General features: G+C 46.1%; 22 protein-coding genes. 2 read left to right on the top strand and 20 right to left on the bottom strand.

Annotation, left to right across the window (positions count from 1 at the left end; all coding sequences use genetic code 11):
* Window positions 1-27 precede the first annotated feature (27 nt).
* The 16 genes from rpoB to fkpA all read right to left on the bottom strand — a co-directional run bounded on the left by rpoB (window position 28) and on the right by fkpA (window position 16,065).
* On the bottom strand, window positions 28-4,056 hold the full coding sequence (gene rpoB / locus AACX68_RS04980) for a DNA-directed RNA polymerase subunit beta (RefSeq protein ID WP_228858476.1): 4,029 nt from the start codon (window positions 4,054-4,056) through the stop codon (window positions 28-30).
* A gap of 415 nt (window positions 4,057-4,471) precedes the next feature.
* On the bottom strand, window positions 4,472-4,837 hold the full coding sequence (rplL, locus tag AACX68_RS04975; protein ID WP_038237923.1) for a 50S ribosomal protein L7/L12: 366 nt from the start codon (window positions 4,835-4,837) through the stop codon (window positions 4,472-4,474).
* Window positions 4,838-4,900: 63 nt separating this feature from the next.
* Complete coding sequence (rplJ, locus tag AACX68_RS04970; RefSeq protein ID WP_099109249.1) at window positions 4,901-5,398, bottom strand: 50S ribosomal protein L10; 498 nt, start codon at window positions 5,396-5,398, stop codon at window positions 4,901-4,903.
* A gap of 354 nt (window positions 5,399-5,752) precedes the next feature.
* Window positions 5,753-6,457, bottom strand: a complete 705-nt coding sequence (gene rplA / locus AACX68_RS04965; RefSeq protein ID WP_099109248.1) for a 50S ribosomal protein L1 — start codon at window positions 6,455-6,457, stop codon at window positions 5,753-5,755.
* A 3-nt stretch (window positions 6,458-6,460) separates the two neighbouring features.
* Complete coding sequence (gene rplK, locus AACX68_RS04960; protein WP_010848553.1) at window positions 6,461-6,889, bottom strand: 50S ribosomal protein L11; 429 nt, start codon at window positions 6,887-6,889, stop codon at window positions 6,461-6,463.
* Between the two features lie 227 nt (window positions 6,890-7,116).
* Complete coding sequence (gene nusG / locus AACX68_RS04955; RefSeq protein ID WP_099109247.1) at window positions 7,117-7,662, bottom strand: transcription termination/antitermination protein NusG; 546 nt, start codon at window positions 7,660-7,662, stop codon at window positions 7,117-7,119.
* Window positions 7,663-7,664: 2 nt separating this feature from the next.
* Complete coding sequence (gene secE, locus AACX68_RS04950; RefSeq protein WP_099109246.1) at window positions 7,665-8,048, bottom strand: preprotein translocase subunit SecE; 384 nt, start codon at window positions 8,046-8,048, stop codon at window positions 7,665-7,667.
* Between the two features lie 372 nt (window positions 8,049-8,420).
* The gene (gene tuf, locus AACX68_RS04945) at window positions 8,421-9,605 is read right to left on the bottom strand and encodes an elongation factor Tu (protein ID WP_228858475.1); all 1,185 of its coding nucleotides are present in this window, start codon (window positions 9,603-9,605) and stop codon (window positions 8,421-8,423) included.
* Between the two features lie 71 nt (window positions 9,606-9,676).
* Entirely contained in the window at window positions 9,677-11,785 is a 2,109-nt protein-coding gene (gene fusA / locus AACX68_RS04940; RefSeq protein ID WP_228858474.1) for an elongation factor G, read from the bottom strand.
* Between the two features lie 93 nt (window positions 11,786-11,878).
* Complete coding sequence (rpsG, locus tag AACX68_RS04935; RefSeq protein ID WP_099109204.1) at window positions 11,879-12,349, bottom strand: 30S ribosomal protein S7; 471 nt, start codon at window positions 12,347-12,349, stop codon at window positions 11,879-11,881.
* Window positions 12,350-12,448: 99 nt separating this feature from the next.
* Window positions 12,449-12,823 (bottom strand): 30S ribosomal protein S12, encoded by a 375-nt coding sequence (gene rpsL, locus AACX68_RS04930; protein WP_038269449.1) that lies wholly within the window; start codon window positions 12,821-12,823, stop codon window positions 12,449-12,451.
* 240 nt (window positions 12,824-13,063) lie between these two features.
* Window positions 13,064-13,351 carry a sulfurtransferase complex subunit TusB gene (gene tusB / locus AACX68_RS04925; RefSeq protein ID WP_099125329.1) on the bottom strand — a complete coding sequence of 96 codons (288 nt, stop codon included), beginning with the start codon at window positions 13,349-13,351 and terminating at the stop codon, window positions 13,064-13,066.
* Window positions 13,352-13,370: 19 nt separating this feature from the next.
* Complete coding sequence (gene tusC / locus AACX68_RS04920) at window positions 13,371-13,730, bottom strand: sulfurtransferase complex subunit TusC (RefSeq protein ID WP_228858473.1); 360 nt, start codon at window positions 13,728-13,730, stop codon at window positions 13,371-13,373.
* Window positions 13,731-13,784: 54 nt separating this feature from the next.
* Window positions 13,785-14,180: a sulfurtransferase complex subunit TusD gene (gene tusD / locus AACX68_RS04915; protein WP_228858472.1), complete on the bottom strand. Its 396-nt coding sequence runs from the start codon at window positions 14,178-14,180 to the stop codon at window positions 13,785-13,787.
* Window positions 14,180-14,932, bottom strand: coding sequence for a helix-turn-helix transcriptional regulator (locus AACX68_RS04910; RefSeq protein ID WP_228858471.1), 753 nt, complete (start codon window positions 14,930-14,932; stop codon window positions 14,180-14,182). Before AACX68_RS04910 ends, tusD begins: the two co-directional genes overlap by 1 nt.
* Before the next feature lie 368 nt (window positions 14,933-15,300).
* Window positions 15,301-16,065 (bottom strand): FKBP-type peptidyl-prolyl cis-trans isomerase, encoded by a 765-nt coding sequence (gene fkpA / locus AACX68_RS04905; protein WP_228858470.1) that lies wholly within the window; start codon window positions 16,063-16,065, stop codon window positions 15,301-15,303.
* Window positions 16,066-16,507: 442 nt separating this feature from the next.
* On the opposite strand from fkpA, the gene AACX68_RS04900 reads away from it, so the two are divergent.
* Complete coding sequence (locus AACX68_RS04900) at window positions 16,508-16,726, top strand: SlyX family protein (RefSeq protein ID WP_099109210.1); 219 nt, start codon at window positions 16,508-16,510, stop codon at window positions 16,724-16,726.
* Between the two features lie 116 nt (window positions 16,727-16,842).
* Here the strand turns inward: AACX68_RS04900 and slyD are convergent, their stop codons facing one another.
* From slyD to kefG, 4 genes are all read right to left on the bottom strand, one after another.
* Window positions 16,843-17,379 carry a peptidylprolyl isomerase gene (gene slyD, locus AACX68_RS04895; RefSeq protein WP_099109211.1) on the bottom strand — a complete coding sequence of 179 codons (537 nt, stop codon included), beginning with the start codon at window positions 17,377-17,379 and terminating at the stop codon, window positions 16,843-16,845.
* A gap of 143 nt (window positions 17,380-17,522) precedes the next feature.
* The gene (locus AACX68_RS04890) at window positions 17,523-17,726 is read right to left on the bottom strand and encodes a YheV family putative zinc ribbon protein (protein ID WP_099120249.1); all 204 of its coding nucleotides are present in this window, start codon (window positions 17,724-17,726) and stop codon (window positions 17,523-17,525) included.
* 57 nt (window positions 17,727-17,783) lie between these two features.
* A complete protein-coding gene (gene kefB / locus AACX68_RS04885; RefSeq protein ID WP_228858469.1) occupies window positions 17,784-19,583 on the bottom strand; it encodes a glutathione-regulated potassium-efflux system protein KefB in 1,800 nt (599 codons plus the stop codon).
* Between the two features lie 2 nt (window positions 19,584-19,585).
* Window positions 19,586-20,149 (bottom strand): glutathione-regulated potassium-efflux system ancillary protein KefG, encoded by a 564-nt coding sequence (kefG, locus tag AACX68_RS04880; RefSeq protein ID WP_099120251.1) that lies wholly within the window; start codon window positions 20,147-20,149, stop codon window positions 19,586-19,588.
* A gap of 125 nt (window positions 20,150-20,274) precedes the next feature.
* Here kefG and AACX68_RS04875 point away from each other — a divergent pair, with 125 nt between their 5' ends.
* Window positions 20,275-22,224 (top strand): ABC transporter ATP-binding protein, encoded by a 1,950-nt coding sequence (locus AACX68_RS04875; protein WP_228858468.1) that lies wholly within the window; start codon window positions 20,275-20,277, stop codon window positions 22,222-22,224.
* The last annotated feature ends 161 nt before the right edge of the window (window positions 22,225-22,385 follow it).

Below are 22,385 nucleotides of genomic sequence, written 5' to 3'. Positions count from 1 at the left end.
GCAGTGCCAGCGGAAAACGATGATTTATTATTCGTCTTCCAGCTCGATGTTGATACCCAAGGAACGGATCTCTTTCAGCAATACGTTGAAAGACTCCGGCATACCTGGTTCCATCTGGTGGTTACCGTCCACGATGTTTTTATACATCTTGGTACGACCGTTAACATCATCAGACTTAACGGTAAGCATTTCTTGCAGAGTATAGGCAGCACCGTATGCTTCCAGTGCCCACACTTCCATCTCCCCGAAACGCTGACCACCGAACTGTGCTTTACCACCCAGCGGCTGCTGAGTAACCAAGCTGTAAGAACCGGTAGAACGGGCGTGCATCTTGTCATCAACCAAGTGGTTCAATTTCAGCATATACATGTAACCAACGGTTACCTGACGCTCGAATTGCTCACCAGTACGGCCGTCAAACAGTGTGATCTGACCGGAAGTCGGCAGGCCACCCAGTTTCAACAGCTCTTTGATTTCAGTCTCTTTCGCACCGTCGAAGACTGGCGTTGCGATTGGCATACCTTTTTTCAGGTTTTCAGCCAGACGCATGACTTCGTCGTCAGTGAAAGTATTCAAATCAACTTTCTGACGGGTGTCATCACCCAGATCATAAGCTTTCTGGATAAATTCACGCAGTTTGGCAACTTCTTGCTGTTGTTTCAGCATTGCATTGATCTTGTCACCAATGCCCTTCGCCGCCATACCCAGGTGAGTTTCCAGAATCTGACCGATGTTCATACGTGATGGTACGCCCAGCGGGTTCAGTACGATGTCAACAGGAGTACCATTTTCATCGTAAGGCATGTCTTCGATTGGGTTGATCTTAGAGATTACACCCTTGTTACCGTGACGACCTGCCATCTTATCACCAGGCTGGATCTGACGTTTCACTGCCAGATAAACCTTAACGATTTTCAGTACGCCAGGTGCTAGATCATCACCCTGAGTGATCTTACGGCGTTTAGCATCCAGTTTTTTCTCGAACTCAGCTTTCAGTTCGTCATACTGTTCTGCCAACTGTTCCAACTGATTCTGTTTATCTTCATCAGCCAGACCCAGTTCTAACCAGCGCTCACGTGGCAGCTTGTCTAATTTTTCCGCTTCAATTCCACCGGCAACCAGTGCGGTACGAATACGGGCAAACAGACCAGCTTCGAAAATACGCAGTTCTTCAGTCAGGTCTTTCTTCGCCTGACGCAGCTGCATTTCTTCGATTTCCAGAGCACGCTTGTCTTTTTCTACGCCATCACGGGTAAAGACCTGTACGTCGATAACAGTACCGGAAACACCGTTTGGTACACGCAGTGATGAATCTTTAACGTCAGACGCTTTTTCACCAAAGATCGCACGCAACAGTTTTTCTTCTGGCGTTAACTGAGTTTCACCTTTCGGTGTCACTTTACCGACCAGAATGTCGCCACCTTTCACTTCCGCACCGATATAAACGATACCGGATTCGTCCAGTTTAGACAGCGCTGCTTCACCTACGTTAGGAATGTCAGCAGTGATCTCTTCAGGCCCCAGTTTAGTATCACGGGATACACAAGCCAGTTCCTGAATGTGAATAGTAGTGAAACGGTCTTCCTGAACAACACGTTCAGATACGAGGATGGAGTCCTCGAAGTTATAACCATTCCATGGCATGAACGCCACGCGCATGTTCTGACCCAGTGCCAGCTCACCCAAATCGGTGGATGGACCATCAGCCAGAACGTCACCACGTTCTACCATCTCGCCCAGAGACACACATGGCATCTGGTTGATACAGGTATTCTGGTTAGAACGGGTGTACTTGGTCAGGTTATAGATATCAATGCCCGCTTCACCAGCGTACATTTCATCTTCGTTAACCTTAATCACGATACGGGATGCGTCAACGTACTGAACCACACCGCCACGTTTAGCAACGGAGGTTACACCGGAGTCAACCGCTACCGCACGCTCCATACCTGTTCCGACCAGCGGCTTGTCTGCACGCAGAGTTGGAACTGCCTGACGTTGCATGTTCGCACCCATCAATGCACGGTTGGCGTCATCGTGTTCAAGGAATGGGATCAGGGAAGCACCGACGGACACGATCTGTTGTGTCGAAACGTCCATGTACTGAACCTGATCACGGCTGAACAAGCTGGATTCGTCATAATGACGGCAGGTTACCAGTTCTTCGATGAAGTGGCCTTCTTCGTCCAGTGCGGAGTTAGCCTGCGCAATGACGTAGTTACCTTCTTCAATCGCTGACAGGTAATGAATCTCATCTGTTACCACGCCGTCACGTACTAAACGATAAGGGGTTTCAAGGAAACCATATTCGTTGGTACGAGCATAAACGGACAGGGAGTTAATCAGACCGATGTTTGGACCTTCAGGCGTTTCGATTGGACATACACGACCATAGTGAGTCGGGTGTACGTCTCGAACTTCAAAGCCTGCACGTTCACGGGTCAGACCGCCTGGGCCCAAAGCAGAAATACGACGTTTATGAGTAATTTCAGACAGTGGGTTGTTCTGGTCCATAAACTGAGACAGCTGGCTGGAACCAAAGAACTCTTTTACTGCTGCTGAAATTGGCTTGGCGTTGATCATATCCTGAGGCATCAGGGTATCCAGATCGCCCAGAGACAGACGCTCTTTCACCGCACGCTCTACACGTACCAGACCTACACGGAACTGGTTTTCAGCCATTTCACCAACGGAGCGGATACGACGGTTGCCCAAGTGGTCGATATCATCCACTTCGCCTTTACCGTTACGGATATCGATAAGCTTCTTCATGACATCAATGATGTCAGCTTTGCTCAGGATACCGGAACCTTCAATCTCTTCACGATCCAGTGAACGGTTGAACTTCATACGGCCAACAGCAGACAGATCATAACGATCTTCAGAGAAGAACAGGTTCTCAAACAGGTTTTCTGCTGCTTCACGTGTTGGTGGTTCACCCGGACGCATCATGCGGTAGATTTCAACCAATGCGCTCAGGCGGTCGTTGGTTGGGTCAATACGCAGAGTCTCGGAGATGTATGCACCGTGGTCCAAGTCGTTGGTGAACAGGGTCTCAATGGTTTTATGACCAGATTGGCTCAAACGTGCCAGCAGATCCAAAGAGAGTTCCATGTTCGCAGCACAGATGATTTCACCCGTGCTCTGATCGATGTAATCTCTTGCAACAACTTTACCCGCGATATATTCAACAGGAACCTCAATGCGGTCTACCTGATCTTTTTCTAACTGGCGGATATGACGTGCAGTGATACGACGGCCTTTTTCAACATACAGTTTGCCGTTCGCTTCAATATCAAATGAAGCTGTCTCACCACGCAGACGTTCTGGTACCAGAGTCATCTGCAATTTGTTGTCGCGAATTTCGAACGTGGTTTTGTCGAAGAACAGATTCAGGATGTCTTCGCTTGTGTAATCCATCGCGCGCAGAATAATCGAAGCCGGTAATTTACGACGACGGTCGATACGCACAAACAGGTTATCTTTAGGATCGAATTCGAAATCCAGCCATGAACCACGGTAAGGAATGATACGTGCATTATACAGTACCTTACCGGATGAATGGGTTTTACCCTTATCGCTGTCAAAGAAAACGCCTGGGCTACGATGTAACTGAGATACGATTACGCGCTCAGTACCGTTGATAACAAAAGTACCGTTATCAGTCATGAGTGGAATTTCACCCATGTAGACTTCTTGTTCTTTGATGTCTTTTACTGTGCCTTCAGGCGCTTCACGCTCATAAATCACCAGACGCAGTTTAACGCGCAGTGGAGCGGAATAAGTCACGCCACGGATCTGACACTCTTGAACATCAAAAACAGGTTCGCCAAGACGGTAGCTTACATATTGCAGCTCAGAACTGCCGCTGTAACTCTGAATTGGGAACACAGAACGGAAGGCCGCTTCCAGTCCATTCTGGCCTTCAGGATCTTGCTCGATAAACTTCTGGAACGAGTCAAGTTGGATAGAAAGAAGGTATGGTACATCCAAAACTTGTGGACGTTTACCAAAATCCTTACGAATACGTTTTTTCTCGGTATAGGAGTAAACCATAGGGTTCCTCAGCTCGCTGATAAGTGACCCACTCTGTCCGCCCTTAAGGACAGCACTCTGCAACACTATTTTTTCGAACAGAAAATAGAATATTTTCCGTAATACTCATTGCTATTACTCTTAAATCATTTCATTGCGTTACCTTACTACCGAGCTACCCGAGTGGATCGTAGCTGAGAACACAGTATATTAAGTCGTCAATAGGAAGGAGTATTTTGGGTTGATGAGTAGCCAAACAGTGTGAAATGCTACTAACACCCTGCATGTGCCCTGTAAGACAGTCTTTTTGTAAAGTAATCCTTGTAAAACAAAGTCCTTACAAAACCACAAGCTGCCTTACAGCGCAAAAAGGCTGGCGATTAAAAAATCGCCAGCCGCCAGCCTTGAAAATCAGGCTGCGAACTTCAAACTGATCTTACTTGATCTCAACAGAAGCACCTGCTTCTTCCAGAGATTTTTTCAGAGCTTCAGCGTCGTCTTTGCTGATGCCTTCTTTCAGTGCTGCTGGTGCGCTTTCAACCAGGTCTTTAGCTTCTTTCAGACCCAGGCCAGTTGCGCCACGTACTGCTTTGATTACAGCAACTTTGTTAGCGCCAACGCCAGTCAGGATTACGTCGAATTCAGTTTTTTCTTCAACTGCTTCAGCAGCACCACCAACTACAGCAACAGCTGCAGCAGCAGAAACGCCGAATTTTTCTTCCATCATGCTGATCAGTTCAACAACGTCCATTACAGACATTTCTGCAACTGCGTCCAGAATTTGTTCTTTAGTGATAGACATAACAAGTGTTCCTAAAATTCAGAAATAATTTATACGTTAAAAAGCAACGAAGGAAATAAGCAATTAAGCAGCTTCTTTCTGATCGCGTAGCGCAGCCAGAGTGCGAACCAGTTTGCCTGCAGCGGCTTCTTTCATGGTTGACATCAGGCGTGCGATTGCTTCTTCGTAAGTTGGGAGTGTAGCCAGACGATCGATGTCCGAACCTGGGATAAACTCACCTTCAAAGGCTGCTGCTTTAATCTCGAATGCTGGGTTCGCTTTCGCGAAATCTTTGAACAGACGAGCAGCGGCGCCCGGATGTTCGTTAGAAAAAGCAATCAAGGTTGGACCAACAAACGCTTCTTTCAGGCACTCATACTCAGTACCTTCAACAGCACGACGCATCAGAGTGTTACGAACAACACGCATGTAAACGCCAGCTTCGCGACCTGCTTTACGCAGTTCAGTCATTTTATCTACAGTAACGCCGCGAGAATCCGCAACAACCGCAGACAGCGCGCCTTTGGCTACTTCGCTGACTTCAGCAACAATCGCTTGTTTGTCTTGAAGATTTAGTGCCATTAGCTTCTTGCTCCTGGATTAACCGGGCAAACCCGGGACTCACTTCACTCAGAACATGAAATATGCCTGAGCGCTGAAACACGGTGAGCAGAATCCAGAAATTAAATTTCATTTGGCTCTGTCACCGTCTACGCAGGATATTAAGTAAGTAATTTATCTACGTACTTACGCCTGCGGTCTTGGACGGGGCTTGGATTAGGCCAAGCTCCAACCGAAAACTGTGATTTGCCCTGAACAAATATTATGCATCAATTATTATAAATTGTTATAAATCTGTTCAGTCAAATTCGAAGCGTCAGATTTTAGACAAATCTGACGCCGAGGTAAAGCGTTATTCGCTTTCAGCCTAAATTATTAAGCTGTTACGGTGTTCAGACCAGACTGGTCAATCGCAACACCTGCGCCCATGGTAGTGGACAGGCTAACTTTCTTAACGTAAACGCCTTTAGCTGAAGATGGTTTTGCTTTTTTCAGCGCAACCAGCAGAGCTTCCAGGTTTTCTTTCAGTTTGTCAGCGTCAAAGTCAACTTTACCGATGGTGGTGTGGATGATACCGTTCTTGTCGTTACGGTAACGAACCTGACCAGCTTTAGCGTTCTGTACAGCTTCAGCAACGTTAGGAGTTACAGTACCAACTTTCGGGTTTGGCATCAGACCACGTGGGCCCAGGATTTGACCCAGCTGGCCAACAACGCGCATTGCATCTGGAGATGCGATAACTACGTCGAAGTCCATCTCGCCTTTCTTAATCTGTTCAGCCAGATCTTCCATACCTACCAGTTCTGCGCCAGCAGCTTTAGCCGCTTCAGCGTTTGCGCCCTGGGTAAATACAGCAACACGTACTGAACGACCGGTACCGTGTGGCAGTACAGTCGCGCCACGAACGTTCTGGTCAGATTTACGAGCATCGATGCCAAGATTAACAGCTACGTCAACGCTTTCTACGAACTTAGCAGTAGCCAGTTCTTTCAGCAGAGCAACGGCTTCGTTGATGTCATACTGTTTAGTGGCATCAACTTTTTCACGAATAGTGCGCATGCGCTTAGTCAGTTTAGCCATTGATTAACCCTCCACTACCAGGCCCATGGAACGAGCAGTACCTTCGATTGAACGCATCATCGCGTCAACATCAGCACCAGTCATATCCGCAGCTTTAGTTTCAGCAATTTCACGAATCTGAGCGCTGGTTACTTTACCAACTTTCTCTTTGTTCGGTTTGCCGGAACCAGATTTAACGCCTGCTGCTTTTTTCAGCAGAACCGCCGCTGGTGGGGTTTTGGTAACGAAAGTGAAAGAACGGTCTGCATAAACAGTGATAACAACTGGAATTGGCAGGCCTTTTTCAATGCTTTCAGTTTTAGCATTGAACGCTTTACAGAATTCCATGATGTTAACACCCTGCTGACCCAGTGCTGGACCAACTGGTGGGCTTGGGTTAGCCATACCCGCTGCAACTTGCAGCTTAACGTAGGCTTGTACTTTCTTAGCCATCTATATTTCCTCTATATGGGTGTTATCGCCTCAGAAAAGAGGCTCCCCTAACGTTTTAGGCCCCACCTAATAATTAAATCAGGCAAAACCACAAAAAATTATGTCTGTCATCAGACTTATTGCCTATTCGGATAACCTAAAATAGCCCCCGAATAAAAACAAAAGGCGCGAAATTGTATGCTAATTTCACACCCTTTGCAAGCAAAATAGCTCAATTAAGCATCAAATCAAGCTTTCTCGACCTGACTGAAATCCAGCTCAACTGGCGTAGCACGACCAAAGATAGAAACCGAAACTTTCAGGCGGCTCTTCTCGTAATCGACTTCTTCTACAACACCATTGAAGTCTGCAAATGGACCATCGCTGACACGGACCATTTCGCCTGGTTCGAACAAAGTTTTTGGACGTGGTTTATCACCAACCTGCTGAAGACGATTCATAATCGCATCGACTTCTTTATCACTGATTGGTGCAGGACGGTCAGATGTACCGCCAATAAAACCCATTACGCGAGGTACACTGCGAACCAGATGCCATGTCGCATCGTTCATTACCATTTGTACCAGGACATAACCCGGGAAGAATTTACGCTCGCTTTTACGACGCTGGCCACTGCGGATCTCAACAACTTCTTCTGTCGGCACCATAACTTCACCGAAAGAGTCTTCCATATCGTGTAATTTGATATGTTCACGCAGAGATTGGGCTACGCGACCTTCAAACCCAGAAAATGCCTGTATGACATACCAACGCTTTTTTGGGGATTCAGACATTCTTAAAACCTCAGGCCTGTAATAAATGAAACTAAACGCACCAGAATACCATCAAGCCCCCACAAAATCAGCGACATGACAGCCGTTACTGCGGCAACAATCAGTGTTGTATGCAGGGCTTCCTGGCGAGTTGGCCAAATGACTTTACGCATTTCGACGCGAGATTCGCGGGCAAATGCTAATGCAGCTTTACCTTTCGCAGTCAACAATGCAACTGCTCCTGCAAGGGCAACAATAGCAACAACGGCTATCGCGCGCAGGGGCAGGTTATACTCCCGGTAATAGTAATTACCCACAATAGCAACCACCAGCAGCACTGCTACCAATAGCCATTTTGCTATATCAAGACCACGCCCGCTTTCTTGAGCATTGCTATTCGCACTCATAAACCAACCTGTAACTATATGTAAGTAACTATGATGTAAATAGATAGCCAGCTTGCCTCGCAAGAGCAAAACAAATCAGACCGAACCCAAAAATAATTGTAATTGTATCTGACTCGGCGTCATAATTCAGCAGGACTTTTTGTATCCATTTGCCTGAAAACGAACTTATTAAGAAGAGTTCTCTTAAAGCTGCTTGTCTGAAAACAGGCAGATACCAAAGCCTATCCGTTGTATCAGAGCCTATCTCACCAATAATTCAGTACAGCTATTTGATGTACCCATCAACAACTATTGATGAGATAGGTTCTTCTTAAGACAACGTATAAAAAGGGCATCTATCGATGCCCTTCCAAAATGAACACATTAAGAAAATTATGCGATCACTTTAGCAACAACACCAGCACCAACAGTACGGCCGCCTTCACGGATTGCGAAACGCAGACCTTCGTCCATTGCGATTGGAGCAATCAGAGTAACGATCATGTTGATGTTGTCACCTGGCATTACCATCTCAACGCCTTCTGGCAGTTCGATAGTACCGGTTACGTCAGTTGTACGGAAGTAGAACTGTGGACGGTAACCTTTGAAGAATGGAGTATGACGGCCACCTTCATCTTTGCTCAGGATATATACTTCAGATTCGAAAGTAGTGTGTGGCTTGATTGAACCTGGTTTAGCCAGTACCTGACCACGTTCGATTTCGTCACGCTTAGTACCACGCAGCAGAACACCAACGTTCTCACCCGCACGGCCTTCGTCCAGCAGTTTGCGGAACATTTCAACGCCAGTACAAGTTGTTTTCGCAGTATCTTTGATACCAACGATTTCAACTTCGTCACCAACTTTAACGATACCACGCTCAACACGACCCGTTACAACAGTGCCACGGCCGGAGATGGAGAATACGTCTTCGATTGGCAGCAGGAATGGCTTGTCAATGTCACGCTCTGGTTCTGGGATGTAAGTATCCAGTGCTTCAGCCAGTTCAACAACTTTCGCTTCCCACTCTGCGTCGCCTTCCAGCGCTTTCAGAGCAGAACCACGGATGATTGGCGTGTCGTCGCCTGGGAAGTCGTACTGAGACAGCAGCTCACGCACTTCCATTTCAACCAGTTCCAGCAGCTCTTCGTCATCAACCATGTCACATTTGTTCAGGAACACGATGATGTAAGGAACGCCTACCTGACGACCCAGCAGGATGTGCTCACGAGTCTGTGGCATTGGGCCATCAGTTGCAGCAACAACCAGAATTGCACCGTCCATCTGAGCAGCACCGGTGATCATGTTTTTCACATAGTCGGCGTGGCCTGGGCAGTCAACGTGCGCGTAGTGGCGAGTTGGGGTATCGTATTCTACGTGAGAAGTAGAGATGGTGATACCACGTGCTTTTTCTTCTGGTGCGTTATCGATCTGATCGAATGCACGTGCGTTACCGCCGTAGGTTTTTGCCAGAACGGTGGTGATTGCAGCAGTCAGGGTAGTTTTACCGTGGTCAACGTGGCCGATAGTACCAACGTTAACGTGCGGTTTGGAACGTTCAAACTTTTCTTTAGACACGACTCTATTCCTTAATACCGCTCCCCCGTCACAAATGATGAGGGAGCCAAAAAGATAGTAAACTCGAAAACTTATCTAGCTTTACGAGCTTCGATAATAGCCTGAGCGACGTTGCTAGGCGCTTCGTTGTACTTCAAGAACTCCATAGAGTAAGAAGCACGACCTTGGGTCTGAGAACGCAGGTCAGTAGCATAACCAAACATTTCAGATAATGGTACTTGAGCACGAACAATTTTGCCCGTAGCCACATCATCCATACCATCAATCATACCACGGCGACGGTTCAGGTCACCGATGACGTCACCCATGTAGTCTTCTGGTGTTTCCACTTCGACTTTCATGATTGGTTCCAGCAGAACTGGCTTCGCTTTCATGAAGCCTTCTTTAAATGCCATGGATGCGGCAATTTTAAAGGCGATTTCCGAGGAGTCAACGTCATGGTAAGAACCATCGAACAGAGCAACTTTAACGTCAACAATTGGGTAACCTGCAAGAACACCGCTCTTCAGCTGTTCCTGAACACCTTTGTCAACGCCTGGGATGTATTCTTTAGGAACTACACCACCAACGATTTCGTTCGCGAACTCGTAACCAGCGCCACCAGCTTCCATAGGCTCGATACGTAGCCAAACGTGACCGTACTGACCACGACCACCGGATTGTTTAGCGTGTTTACCTTCCTGCTCAACGGAAGCACGGATAGTTTCACGGTAAGCAACCTGAGGTTTACCTACGTTCGCTTCAACGTTGAATTCACGACGCATACGGTCAACCAGTACGTCGAGGTGAAGTTCACCCATACCTGCGATGATAGTCTGACCAGACTCTTCATCACTGCTCACGCGGAATGATGGGTCTTCTTGTGCCAGACGGCCTAAAGCGATACCCATTTTTTCTTGGTCAGCTTTAGTTTTTGGCTCGATAGCAACAGAGATAACTGGCTCTGGGAATTCCATGCGCTCCAGAATGATTGGAGAAGACATGTCACACAGAGTGTCACCAGTAGTTACATCTTTCAGACCGATAGCAGCAGCGATGTCGCCTGCACGGACTTCTTTGATTTCTTCACGTTTGTTGGCGTGCATCTGAACGATACGGCCAAAACGTTCTTTCTTGTCTTTAACCGGGTTCAGTACAGTGTCACCAGAGTTAACAACACCGGAGTAAACACGGAAGAACGTCAGGTTACCCACGAATGGGTCAGTTGCGATTTTGAACGCCAGTGCAGAGAATGGCTCGTCATCGCTTGAATGACGTTCTGCTGGGGTATCTTTGCCATCCGGCAACATACCTTTGATAGACTCAACGTCAGTTGGCGCTGGCAGATATTCGATAACTGCATCCAACATTGCCTGAACACCTTTGTTCTTAAATGCAGAACCACAGGTAACCAGGATAATTTCGTTAGCCAGAACACGCTTACGCAGAGCTGCCTTGACTTCTTCTTCAGTCAGCTCTTCACCGCCCAGATATTTGTCCATCAGTTCGTCTGATGCTTCTGCTGCGGATTCGATCAGGTTCTGATGCCATTCCTGAGCCAGTTCAACCATGTCAGCCGGGATATCTTCATAAGTGAAGGTAGTACCCTGATCAGCTTCGTTCCAGTTGATTGCTTTCATTTTCAGCAAGTCAACAATACCAGTGAAGGTATCTTCTGCACCAATAGCCAGTTGCAGAGGAACTGGGGTAGCTGCCAGACGAGTTTTGATCTGCTCAACAACGCGCAGGAAGTTCGCACCCATACGGTCCATTTTGTTAACGAACGCGATGCGTGGAACATTATATTTGTTAGCCTGACGCCATACGGTTTCAGACTGAGGCTGAACACCACCAACTGCACAGTAAACCATTACTGCACCATCAAGAACACGCATAGAACGTTCTACTTCGATAGTGAAGTCAACGTGGCCCGGGGTGTCGATGATGTTGATACGGTGTGGCTCATACTGTTTAGCCATACCAGACCAGAATGCAGTAGTCGCTGCGGAGGTAATGGTAATACCACGCTCCTGCTCCTGCTCCATCCAGTCCATCGTTGCTGAACCTTCGTGAGTTTCACCGATCTTATGGTTTACACCTGTGTAAAACAGAATACGTTCAGTAGTTGTGGTTTTACCGGCGTCGATGTGGGCACTGATACCGATATTACGGTAACGTGCTATAGGTGTTTGACGAGCCATTTTTTCCTCTCTCGTGGGCGTTCTTCAATTTGGAGAACGGGCAGCCGCAGCTACCCAGAACATATTACTGCCGATGGATTCCAAAAAAATGGATTACCAACGGTAGTGTGCGAACGCCTTGTTAGCATCTGCCATACGGTGAACGTCTTCACGTTTCTTAACAGCAGCGCCTTTGTTTTCAGCCGCATCAGATAATTCATTCGCCAGGCGCAGAGCCATAGACTTATCACCGCGTTTACGAGCAGCATCAACGATCCAACGCATTGCCAGAGCATTACGACGGACCGGACGAACTTCAACTGGAACCTGATAGGTAGAACCACCTACACGGCGGGATTTAACTTCCACAGTCGGGCGCACGTTATCCAGTGCCAGCTCGAATGCTTCCAGATGTTCTTTACCGGAACGCTGAGCCAGGGTCTCAAGCGCACCATATACGATTGCTTCTGCGACAGACTTTTTACCGTCTACCATCAGGATATTTACAAATTTGGCCAGCAGTTCTGATCCGAACTTTGGATCTGGCAGAATTTTACGTTGACCAATTACACGACGACGTGGCATGGAAATACTCCGTTTCGAATTTCAGGGTTGTCCAAAACTCTACGAGTTTATTTTGACATTTAAAGTGAACAATGTTTGGCCTTACTTAACGGAGACCCATTAAGCCTTTGGCTTCTTCACACCGTACTTAGAACGACCTTGTTTACGGTCTTTAACACCGGAACAGTCCAGTGCACCGCGAACAGTGTGGTAACGCACACCTGGCAAGTCTTTAACACGACCGCCACGGATCAGGATAACGGAGTGCTCTTGCAGGTTGTGGCCTTCACCACCGATGTAAGAAGTCACTTCGAAACCGTTAGTCAAACGAACACGGCATACTTTACGCAGTGCTGAGTTTGGTTTTTTTGGAGTGGTAGTATATACACGAGTACATACGCCACGTTTTTGCGGGCAAGCTTCCAGAGCAGGAACGTTGCTTTTCACAACTTTCGAGCTACGAGATTTGCGAACCAGCTGGTTAATAGTAGCCATTATTAAAAAAACTCCTGGTTTTTTTGCTTCGTAAACACGGATTTTACCCTCTGTCAGCCATGATGACAAAACGAGAGGACGCGGAATTTTATTGCTGACTTGACGAGGTGTCAAGAAATATACAGTCTTTCTATATGTTGGTATCTGTCAGTATTCTGTCAGCGCACTAAAAAGTTCACAGGCCACTGATTTATTAACTGAATGATCACAGGCAATATCTGCGGAAAAAAAGCGGAATATTTACCAACTTAAACTTTGCTGATGTTTCACCGTTAAACTGACAAAGCCATTGTAATTGACCATCTTTACATGCTCTGAAACCCGCTCCGTAAGCCCTCGGGCATCCAGATCCTCCTGTAAGGCATAGATACCCGCCCCCGTGTGAATCAGCTCAGCCAAATAGGGATTGCCATTAACACCCAGTAATACCCCATTTTGCAGCATCAGGACATCATCTGCATCAGTGATCAAGCCAAGTATTGCATTGAAGTCATTCTGATAAGGTGAGCATCTAACAGTATATAACATGTCATCTCTCCAAAGTAGATTAAAATTTCAACACAACATCGTAGCCCGCCAGCATTTGCCGGATTGCCGCAGCCGAGAGAAATTCAGCGTCCAGAATAAAATCATCTTCTGGAGTAAATCCTCTAACCGTCAGATCTTCCAGGCAGATATAGCATTTCTCAATGTCATACAGAGGTAAAATCTTAAATGTTGAAATATAGTCACGTGACAGGATTTTATCCGGCTGCTGGTTGGACAGCAGCTGAAGTACTCCATCAGAAATAAAGAATACGCCGACCTGCTCCGTCAGTGCTGATGTTGCAAGCAGTGCATCCAGCCCTTCTCTACCAGCAGAAGAGCCGTGGGGGGCCTCAGTAAAAATGAAGGCGATTTTTTTCATTATGAATGTCTTCCTGTTATGCCCCTAACCCTGTGCCATTAAGCCATCGTACTCTTAAAATTGTACTACGCGATCACACAGCATCATGGCCTCAGCCAAAGAACCAAGGCCACTGAGTTCAAAACCATCGGCGAGATTTGCAGAACTCAAATCCAGTTCATTTGCCTGCTGTTCATCCACAACACCGCGTCGTAACGCGGCTGCAACACAAATAAACAGCTCAGACTGATGCTGAATAGCCAATGACTGCCACGCCCTGACAAGATCAACTTCATCATTGGCAGGTGCAGTCAGCTGATTACCGTTCTGGACGCCTTCACGATAAAAAAACACGCTATGCAATTTATGACCAGAGGCAATAAGTGCCTGAGCAAACTGATAGGCACTACTGGCTTGCTGAGTCCCGTATGCCGGCCCGGTTACCAGTAAGCAGTAAGACAGTGGCAACATTACTTCTCCGGATGTGCACATTCACCGTTTTTAAACTGGCGAATATAGAGGTATACCGTATGCTTGGAGATATTCAGGCGGTCAGCGACCTGATTAATCGCATCTTTGATATCAAAAATGCCCTTCTCATAAAGGTTCAGAACAACCTGCCTGTTTTTGGCATTATTGGAAACATTGCGATCAGCATTCACTTCTTCGATAGTGAATTCCAGTGTCTGAGCAACAAGATCATCCACGGAAGAAGCAAAATTGACGTTTGAAGAAACGTCGTGAGTTTTCTCAGGGATAAAAGTCTGAATAATTTCAGAAAAAGGAACATCAAGATTCATGTTTATACACAAAAGCCCGATAACCCGACGCTGACGATTGCGAATAGCAATAGTGACAGATTTCATCAATGCGCCACTTTTCGCCCTTGTGAAGTAGGCTCTGGAAACAGAAGAGTCTTCATCAGTAATATCGTGCAGCATCCGCAATGCCAGATCGGTAATAGGAGAACCGATTTGACGACCGGTATGCTCTCCGTTAGCTATTCTGACAGCTGAACATTTAAGGTCTTCCAGTGAATGAAGAACAATTTCACAATGCCCACCAATCAGCATAGCCAGGCCATCAACTGCCGCTTCATAAGACTTTAAGATTTCATGATCCGTTTCACTGAACGGTTGATTTTCCAGTAAATCAATATCGCTGGTATCACCGGATATTTTATCACCAGATATTTTTTCACCAGAAAATAACGGGGTAGACATGTAATACACCATCCTTCAAGCTTAGACTCCGCCTCACCAAAACATCAGGGAGAGATTTATTATAACCGCACTTAGCAGAAAACATTTTTAATACGCTGTATTCTATCCAGAATAATGACGTTAAAACTACATTAAATTATCGTCAAGTTCTCGCTGGGCAGACCATTCGGCTTTATCACAGCTTAGTGTTCGAATACACCTGATATATGAGAAAGTTATTCTATTTAATACCGTAGAAAATAATAAGTGGTCAAACTCATTTTCTATATTTAATCTTTATAACTTATCAAGTCGAAGTAAATATTCTCATAACAAAACAGGGGCATGATAGCCCCTGTTATAAAATCACGTATTAATTACGATGAAAATTATTTTGTTTTCGCGCTAGGTTTAATATCCAGCAATTCAATTTCAAAGACCAGAGTTGAGTTAACCGGAATTCCCTGTACACCATTTTTACCATAAGCTAACTCAGGTGGAATAACCAGCTTCATTTTTCCACCTTTCTTCAGGTGTTGAAGGCCTTCTTTCCAGCCTGTGATAACGCTATTCAGAGGGATAGACAGAGGCTCTTTCCGGTCATAGGAGCTATCAAACACATTCCCGTCAATCAAAGAACCTTTGTAGTTCACGATGACAGTATCGGTTAATGTAGGAGTCTTGCCCGTTCCTTCACGTTCAACTTTGTACAAAAGACCTGATTTAGTTTTGACTACTCCGGCTTCCTTAGCGAACTGTTCCCGGAATTTATTTCCTTTTTCGCTATTTTCGCTCGCTTCTTTTTCCATTTTAACTTGTAAAGAAGCCCTGATTTTTGCATCAAACTCACTGAGGATCTGCTGAATTTCGCTATCATTCAGTTTGCTTTTATTATTTATTGCGTCTCCAAAGCCAGACATAACCTGAGATTTATCGAGATCGATACCCAGAGCTTTCTGTTCCTCTAAAGATTTTTCCATATAACGACCAATGGAAGCTCCCAGCGCATAAGAATTCTGCTGTTCTGCGGTCTTGAAAGCTTTATTCAATTTCACTTCATCGCTGGCTTTTGCTTCATTAGCCATTACATAAGGTACACCGAATGTCATTGCCAGTGTAGTTGCTAACAAAGTTGTTTTTAAGAATGATTTCATCATATTCTCCAATAAATTTGACTGAATTTGTCATCAGCAAAAATCATGCAACCACATGTACTATAACTGCCTACTAAAACCAATAACAATATTTGCTATACATTGGCCTGAAAAAGATTAGCAGCATATTGATATCAAAAGCTTTTTACTTATCCCGTTTTTTCTTCTTTTTTCTCTGCCCTCACCTTTGCCAAAAGGTTTATACCCAATGGATTTCGAGTTGCATCGCGGCGGCAAGAGAACTCATCCCCGGGAGCATAGATAACCGAATGTTTATAAAAACTGTGACCGGGGTGAGTGAGCGCAGCCAACAAAGAGGCAACTTGAAAGACGAAGGGTATAGGCATCAGGCCACCGGTATTATAGTATCAACCCGATTAGAATAATCATTTCACCATGAAATTAAATGAACAAACAACAAACAAAGATAAGAGGGGAAATAATGGAATTATCCAGCTTTGAACAAAGATTTGAGCAACTGGAAACTAAACTGGCCTATCAGGAAATGACCATTGAAGAATTAAACCAAGAAGTTAGAAAGCAGCAGGTAGAAATAGATAGACTGAAAGAGCAGCTAAAATTAATGGCCGAACGACTGAAAACCCACCAGTCATCAATTATCGCACCAATGTCAGAAGAAACACCCCCTCCGCACTATTAAGAGCCGACTTCGTGGGACGCCCCTGCATGACTGACCAGCGTTAATACCTGCCAGCAAAGTCCGGGGCAGACCGTAAAAAAGAGAAGCCTGTCAGCTTCCCTTTTTTCCTGCCAAAATTAGTGGCAGCTTCCGCCGCAGCAGCTATGGCCTTCGTGATCATGCTGATGATCGTGATCGCCACAACCACCCTGACCATGCACGTGACCGTGAGCCAGTTCTTCTTCTGTTGCTTCACGAACCGCAACAATTTCAACGTTGAATTTCAGGTTCTGGCCAGCCAGCATGTGGTTACCATCAACAACAACGTCATCGCCTTCTAAAGCGGTAATTTCAACAGGTACTGGCCCCATATCAGTGTCAGCCAGGAAGCGCATACCCACTTCTAATTCTTCAACGCCAACAAAAACATCTTTTGGTACGCGCTGAACCAGATTTTCATCATACTGACCATATGCATCGTCAGCTTCAACGCTTACGTCAAAGCGCTCACCAGCCTCACGACCTTCCAGTGATTTCTCTAAACCGCTGATCAGGGAACCACGGCCATGCAGATAGTCTAACGGTGCGCTCACCGGGGACTCATCAACTAAAACACCATCTTCTGTTCTTACTTGATAAGCCAAGCTGACCACCAAATCTTTTGCTACTTTCATGACATCTCCTACAATACCCGGGTAAAAACGTGAGGGAAAATTCTTACGTTACGACTAAAAATGCCACTGATTGTACCGGAATTCTACTTCACTGTATCTGGTAATGAAAAAATTTATCCATTACCTGTTGTAACTTAGTTCAGTTATTTCGGCGTAAAAATACCGATAACCTGCTCCTGATCTCTGACATGGGGCGTTACAGATTCATCAGTTTGCCGCTGAAGATGCCCACAACTGACACATTCCACAACATCCACTTTATTCTCCTGCCACATGGCCAAAGTATCCTGTGACTGACACTTCGGACAAACGGCTCCTGCAATAAAACGCTTACGACTGACAGACATACTTTCCCCCATTACTTCATATACTGCGATGTTATTATTGTTAATTATTTCATATCATCACTCATCCCAGCCTTCCGGCTGGCGACGTTCATTAAGCATTTCCCGTTCAAATAACTCTTCCAATTCCCGACGGGCTTCTTTGACACGGGATATATGCGCCACATCGCCCTGTAGATGAGGCATCAGCTCACGCAACATGCGCATATCCAGACGCCTAAAATGTTGCTGGGCACGATAGGCACGATGAGGATGAATACCCAGCCCGATCATGGTTTTTCTCCCGACTTCCAGCGCACTTGAAAATGTTTCCCGGCTAAAATCCTGTACACCACTTTGCAACAGTTCATGGGCTTCAAAGCGCCCTCTTGCTCGTGCAGTGATATGCAGGTGAGAAAAATGTTGCTGGCATAATCGGACAATAGTCATGGTATCTTCCGGCTCATTACAGGTAATGACAATCGCTTTAGCTCTGTCAGCTCCCGCAGAACGCAGCAGCTCCAGCTCACTTGCATCACCATAATACACCTTATAACCATAACGGCGCAGCGTACTGATTGCACTGACATCGCGTTCCAGCACAGTGATACGGATTTTATTTGCCATTAAAAGCCGCCCGACAACCTGCCCGAAACGACCAAAACCCACCACAATAACCTGTGGAGCGTTATCTTCCACAAAAGGTGTTTCATTGCTTTCTGGTTGTCTATTGTAACGACCGGTTAATATCCGATCGACTAATGTCATCACCAGCGGTGTTGTCATCATCGATAATGTCACCACCACCAACAAAAATGACATCTGGTTCTTATCTAACACCTTCTCTCCAAGAGCAGCTGAAAATAAAACAAAGGCGAATTCTCCCCCCTGACTTAACACCCCGGAAAGCTGAATACCCAATGAATTTCCCAATCCAGAAATTCTGCCAATAACATACAATATGGAGCTTTTTGTCAGCACCAGAGCCAAAACAGCAAGCAATACATCTGGCAAATGGCTCAACAGCACACCAATATTCAATGACATACCAACAGAAATAAAGAACAGCCCCAGCAACAATCCTTTGAAGGGTTCAATGGAAATTTCCAGCTCATGGCGATACTCACTATCAGCAAGCAACACCCCCGCAATAAACGTCCCCAGAGCCATCGAAAAACCCAGTGTTTCCATAAAAACCGCTGCACCAAGAACAACCAGCAGCGCAGCAGCGGTAAACACCTCTCTGACACCGGATTTCACCACCAAACGAAATAAAGGACGTAATAAATAGCGACCACCCAACAACATACCGGCAAAGGCAATAATTTTAAGGCCGATACGATACCAGTCACCGGAAGCCGTACCACCCGCCAGTATCGGGATCAAAGCTAAAGCCGGAATTAACGCAATATCCTGAAACAACAAAATAGAAAAACCAAGTTGCCCGCCTTCGTTATTTGCCATGCCTTTTTCCCGCATTAATTGCAGCGCCATCGCGGTTGACGACATAGCAAGCCCCACACCGCCGATAACAGCAGCCTGCCATGAGAAATTTGTCAGACAAAGAAATGAGGCCAGAACCAGCGCAGTCAGCACAACCTGCACCGTACCGGCACCAAAGATAGAACGCCTGAGTTGCCAGAGTTTTGCTGGATTCAGTTCAAGACCAATGATGAACATCAGAAAAACGACACCAAGCTCAGAGAAATGGAGGATCTCACCGACATCCTTGATAAGCCCGGCTCCCCATGGGCCAAGTGCGATCCCGGCAAGCAGGTATCCCAGAACGGCTCCGATTCTGAACTTCTGAGCCAGAGGAACAGCGACAACAGCAGCAAACAGAAACAATATTCCGGCGCTTAACAGCGCTGAAGTCTCCATGATTAAAGCCCTCCCAAAGACAGTGGCGCTTTAAGCCATTCCCAATAAGCATTAGCATGACTGACAAGCACCTCAGGTGGCTGACGTCTGGCCCAGTAGAGGATCATCGGGGACAGCCAGTGCATATGGCACATCGAAGCAACCAATTCGAAAGGCCGGAGAATTTCTTCCATCGAATAACGGTTGTGCCCACTGCTGCAAAAAGCACCTTCAGGCTCTCCCGTCGTGATAACAGAGCGCCAGTATTTATTTCTCAGCATCGGCTCGGTGCCGCCAATAAAATCACGGCTTAACACGCGATCCATCCACTCTTTCAATAAAGCAGGGCAGCTATAAGTATAAAGAGGATGCTGAAACACAATGATCTGATGTTCACTTAAGAGCTTCTGCTCTGCCGGAACATCAATAAAAAAGTCAGGATAACAGCCATACAGATCGTGAACAGTGACGTTTTCCAGCTCCCGAACCGTCTGGAGCAACACCTTATTCACCACAGAACCCTGCGGTTCCGGATGGATATACAACAGCAATACCCTGGGCGGTAAAACATGAGATGACAATATCATCAATCCCCCCTCAGGACGTGTCAGGTCACCTATTTTCCGCTACCATGCACGCCAGACTATCGAAACAACGAAACGAACAGATACAATGTAATTATTAACTTAACATACTCTATACAGACAACATCATGATTGTTTTTTCTTCTCTGCAAATCCGCCGAGGCATCCGTGTTCTGCTGGACAATGCCAGCGCAACCATCAATCCCGGCCAGAAAGTTGGACTGGTAGGTAAAAATGGCTGTGGCAAATCAACTCTGCTTTCATTACTGAAAGGTGAACTTCAGGCTGAAAATGGCTCTGTGACATTTCCCGGTAATTGGGCTCTGGCATGGGTAAATCAGGAAACGCCCGCTCTGGAAATTTCAGCGCTTGAATATGTAATCGACGGTGATCGCGAATTCCGCCAACTGGAACAGAAGCTGAAAATAGCCAATGAACAGAATGACGGCCACGCTATCGCCCACCTTCACGGCCAACTGGATACTATTCAGGCGTGGACAATCCGCTCCCGCGCTGCCAGCTTGTTGCATGGGCTGGGCTTTTCTCAGACACAACTGGAACAGCCTGTCCGTTCATTTTCCGGTGGCTGGCGTATGCGCCTCAATCTGGCTCAGGCACTGATTTGCCGCTCTGACCTGCTGCTGCTGGATGAACCGACTAACCACCTTGATCTGGACGCAGTAATCTGGCTTGAAAAGTGGCTGAAAAGCTACACAGGCACTTTGATTCTGATCTCCCATGACAGGGATTTTCTCGACCCGATCATCGATAAAATTCTGCATATCGAACAACAAAATTTATTCGAATATACGGGTAACTACTCTTCCTTTGAACGGCAACGCGTTGCCAAACTTGCCCAACAACAGGCTCTGTACCAAAGCCAGCAAGAAAAAGTGGCCCATTTGCAAAGCTATATTGACCGTTTCCGTGCTCAGGCCACCAAAGCCAAACAGGCACAAAGCCGGATCAAAATGCTGGAACGCATGGAGCTGATTGCGCCAGCCCATGTTGATAACCCCTTCCGTTTCAGCTTCCGAAAGCCGGACAGCCTGCCAAACCCGCTATTGAACATGGAAAAAATCAGTGCCGGATACGGTGACAAGACCGTGCTGGACTCGATCAAATTAAATCTGGTTCCGGGTTCACGCATTGGTCTGCTAGGTCGTAACGGGGCGGGTAAATCAACCCTTATCAAATTACTGGCTGGCGAACTGGCACCACAGCAAGGGGAGATCGCGTTAGCCAAAGGTATCAAACTGGGATACTTTGCCCAGCACCAGTTGGAATTCCTGCGTGCGGACGAATCGCCTTTACAGCACTTAGCCAGACTCGCACCACAGGAATCAGAACAGCAGCTGAGGGATTATCTTGGCGGTTTTGGTTTCAAAGGAGACCAAGTAACTGACCCGAGCGCCCGTTTTTCCGGCGGGGAAAAAGCGCGTCTGGTACTTGCCCTGATTGTCTGGCAACGCCCGAACCTTCTGCTACTGGATGAACCCACCAACCACCTTGATCTGGACATGAGACAGGCACTGACTGAAGCTCTGATCGATTTCGATGGCGCTCTTGTAGTGGTATCCCATGACAGACACTTACTGCGTTCTACCACTGATGAACTCTATCTGGTACATGATGGCAAAGTGGAAGCTTTCACAGGGGATCTTGAAGACTACCAACAATGGCTGACAGAATTACAGCGTCAACAGTTGCGTGAAAGTCAGGAAGAAAAAAACGCGGCCGGTACTGATTCATCTACCAATAACGCCCAGAATTACAGTGCGCAGGAGCGTAAAGATCAAAAAAGACGTGAAGCAGAATTCCGCAGCCAAACACAACCATTACGTAAGCGGCTGACCATTCTTGAAAAGCAGATGGAAAATTTAAGTACAGAGCTGGAAAATATTGAAGAAAAGCTGTCAGATAACACAATATATGAAAATGATCGGAAAACGGAATTAACCGAATGCCTATATCAACAGAATAATACTAAATCCAAACTGGAAGATATTGAAGTGGAATGGTTAGATATTCAGGAACAAATTGAAAAAATGACAGAAACTTTTAACTCGAATCAGTAAGCTTATTCTGAATATTTATTCTCGTGCAATCATAATCGGGCATTTTAACCTAACGCCCGATTATGATATTTTCAGACCTAAAAACATACCATTGTGTAACCTGTACAAAAAATCACTTTACTGATTATAAAAAATTAAAATCATATAATTAAGAAATATCT

Source organism: Xenorhabdus sp. PB61.4 (assembly GCF_963894935.1).
Classification (GTDB): domain Bacteria; phylum Pseudomonadota; class Gammaproteobacteria; order Enterobacterales; family Enterobacteriaceae; genus Xenorhabdus; species Xenorhabdus stockiae.
This window is presented reverse-complemented; position numbering and strand designations above follow the sequence as displayed.

Coding starts and splice junctions, on each gene's coding strand:
- rpoB (WP_228858476.1), bottom strand. CDS start 4,056: ATGGTTTACTCCTATACCGAGAAAAAACGTATTCGTAAGGATTTTGGT.
- rplL (WP_038237923.1), bottom strand. CDS start 4,837: ATGTCTATCACTAAAGAACAAATTCTGGACGCAGTTGCAGAAATGTCT.
- rplJ (WP_099109249.1), bottom strand. CDS start 5,398: ATGGCACTAAATCTTCAAGACAAACAAGCGATTGTTGCTGAAGTCAGC.
- rplA (WP_099109248.1), bottom strand. CDS start 6,457: ATGGCTAAACTGACTAAGCGCATGCGCACTATTCGTGAAAAAGTTGAT.
- rplK (WP_010848553.1), bottom strand. CDS start 6,889: ATGGCTAAGAAAGTACAAGCCTACGTTAAGCTGCAAGTTGCAGCGGGT.
- nusG (WP_099109247.1), bottom strand. CDS start 7,662: ATGTCTGAATCCCCAAAAAAGCGTTGGTATGTCATACAGGCATTTTCT.
- secE (WP_099109246.1), bottom strand. CDS start 8,048: ATGAGTGCGAATAGCAATGCTCAAGAAAGCGGGCGTGGTCTTGATATA.
- fusA (WP_228858474.1), bottom strand. CDS start 11,785: ATGGCTCGTCAAACACCTATAGCACGTTACCGTAATATCGGTATCAGT.
- rpsG (WP_099109204.1), bottom strand. CDS start 12,349: ATGCCACGTCGTCGTGTAATTGGTCAACGTAAAATTCTGCCAGATCCA.
- rpsL (WP_038269449.1), bottom strand. CDS start 12,823: ATGGCTACTATTAACCAGCTGGTTCGCAAATCTCGTAGCTCGAAAGTT.
- tusB (WP_099125329.1), bottom strand. CDS start 13,351: ATGTTATATACTGTTAGATGCTCACCTTATCAGAATGACTTCAATGCA.
- tusC (WP_228858473.1), bottom strand. CDS start 13,730: ATGAAAAAAATCGCCTTCATTTTTACTGAGGCCCCCCACGGCTCTTCT.
- tusD (WP_228858472.1), bottom strand. CDS start 14,180: ATGTTGCCACTGTCTTACTGCTTACTGGTAACCGGGCCGGCATACGGG.
- AACX68_RS04910 (WP_228858471.1), bottom strand. CDS start 14,932: ATGTCTACCCCGTTATTTTCTGGTGAAAAAATATCTGGTGATAAAATA.
- fkpA (WP_228858470.1), bottom strand. CDS start 16,065: ATGAAATCATTCTTAAAAACAACTTTGTTAGCAACTACACTGGCAATG.
- AACX68_RS04900 (WP_099109210.1), top strand. CDS start 16,508: ATGGAATTATCCAGCTTTGAACAAAGATTTGAGCAACTGGAAACTAAA.
- slyD (WP_099109211.1), bottom strand. CDS start 17,379: ATGAAAGTAGCAAAAGATTTGGTGGTCAGCTTGGCTTATCAAGTAAGA.
- AACX68_RS04890 (WP_099120249.1), bottom strand. CDS start 17,726: ATGTCTGTCAGTCGTAAGCGTTTTATTGCAGGAGCCGTTTGTCCGAAG.
- kefB (WP_228858469.1), bottom strand. CDS start 19,583: ATGGAGACTTCAGCGCTGTTAAGCGCCGGAATATTGTTTCTGTTTGCT.
- kefG (WP_099120251.1), bottom strand. CDS start 20,149: ATGATATTGTCATCTCATGTTTTACCGCCCAGGGTATTGCTGTTGTAT.
- AACX68_RS04875 (WP_228858468.1), top strand. CDS start 20,275: ATGATTGTTTTTTCTTCTCTGCAAATCCGCCGAGGCATCCGTGTTCTG.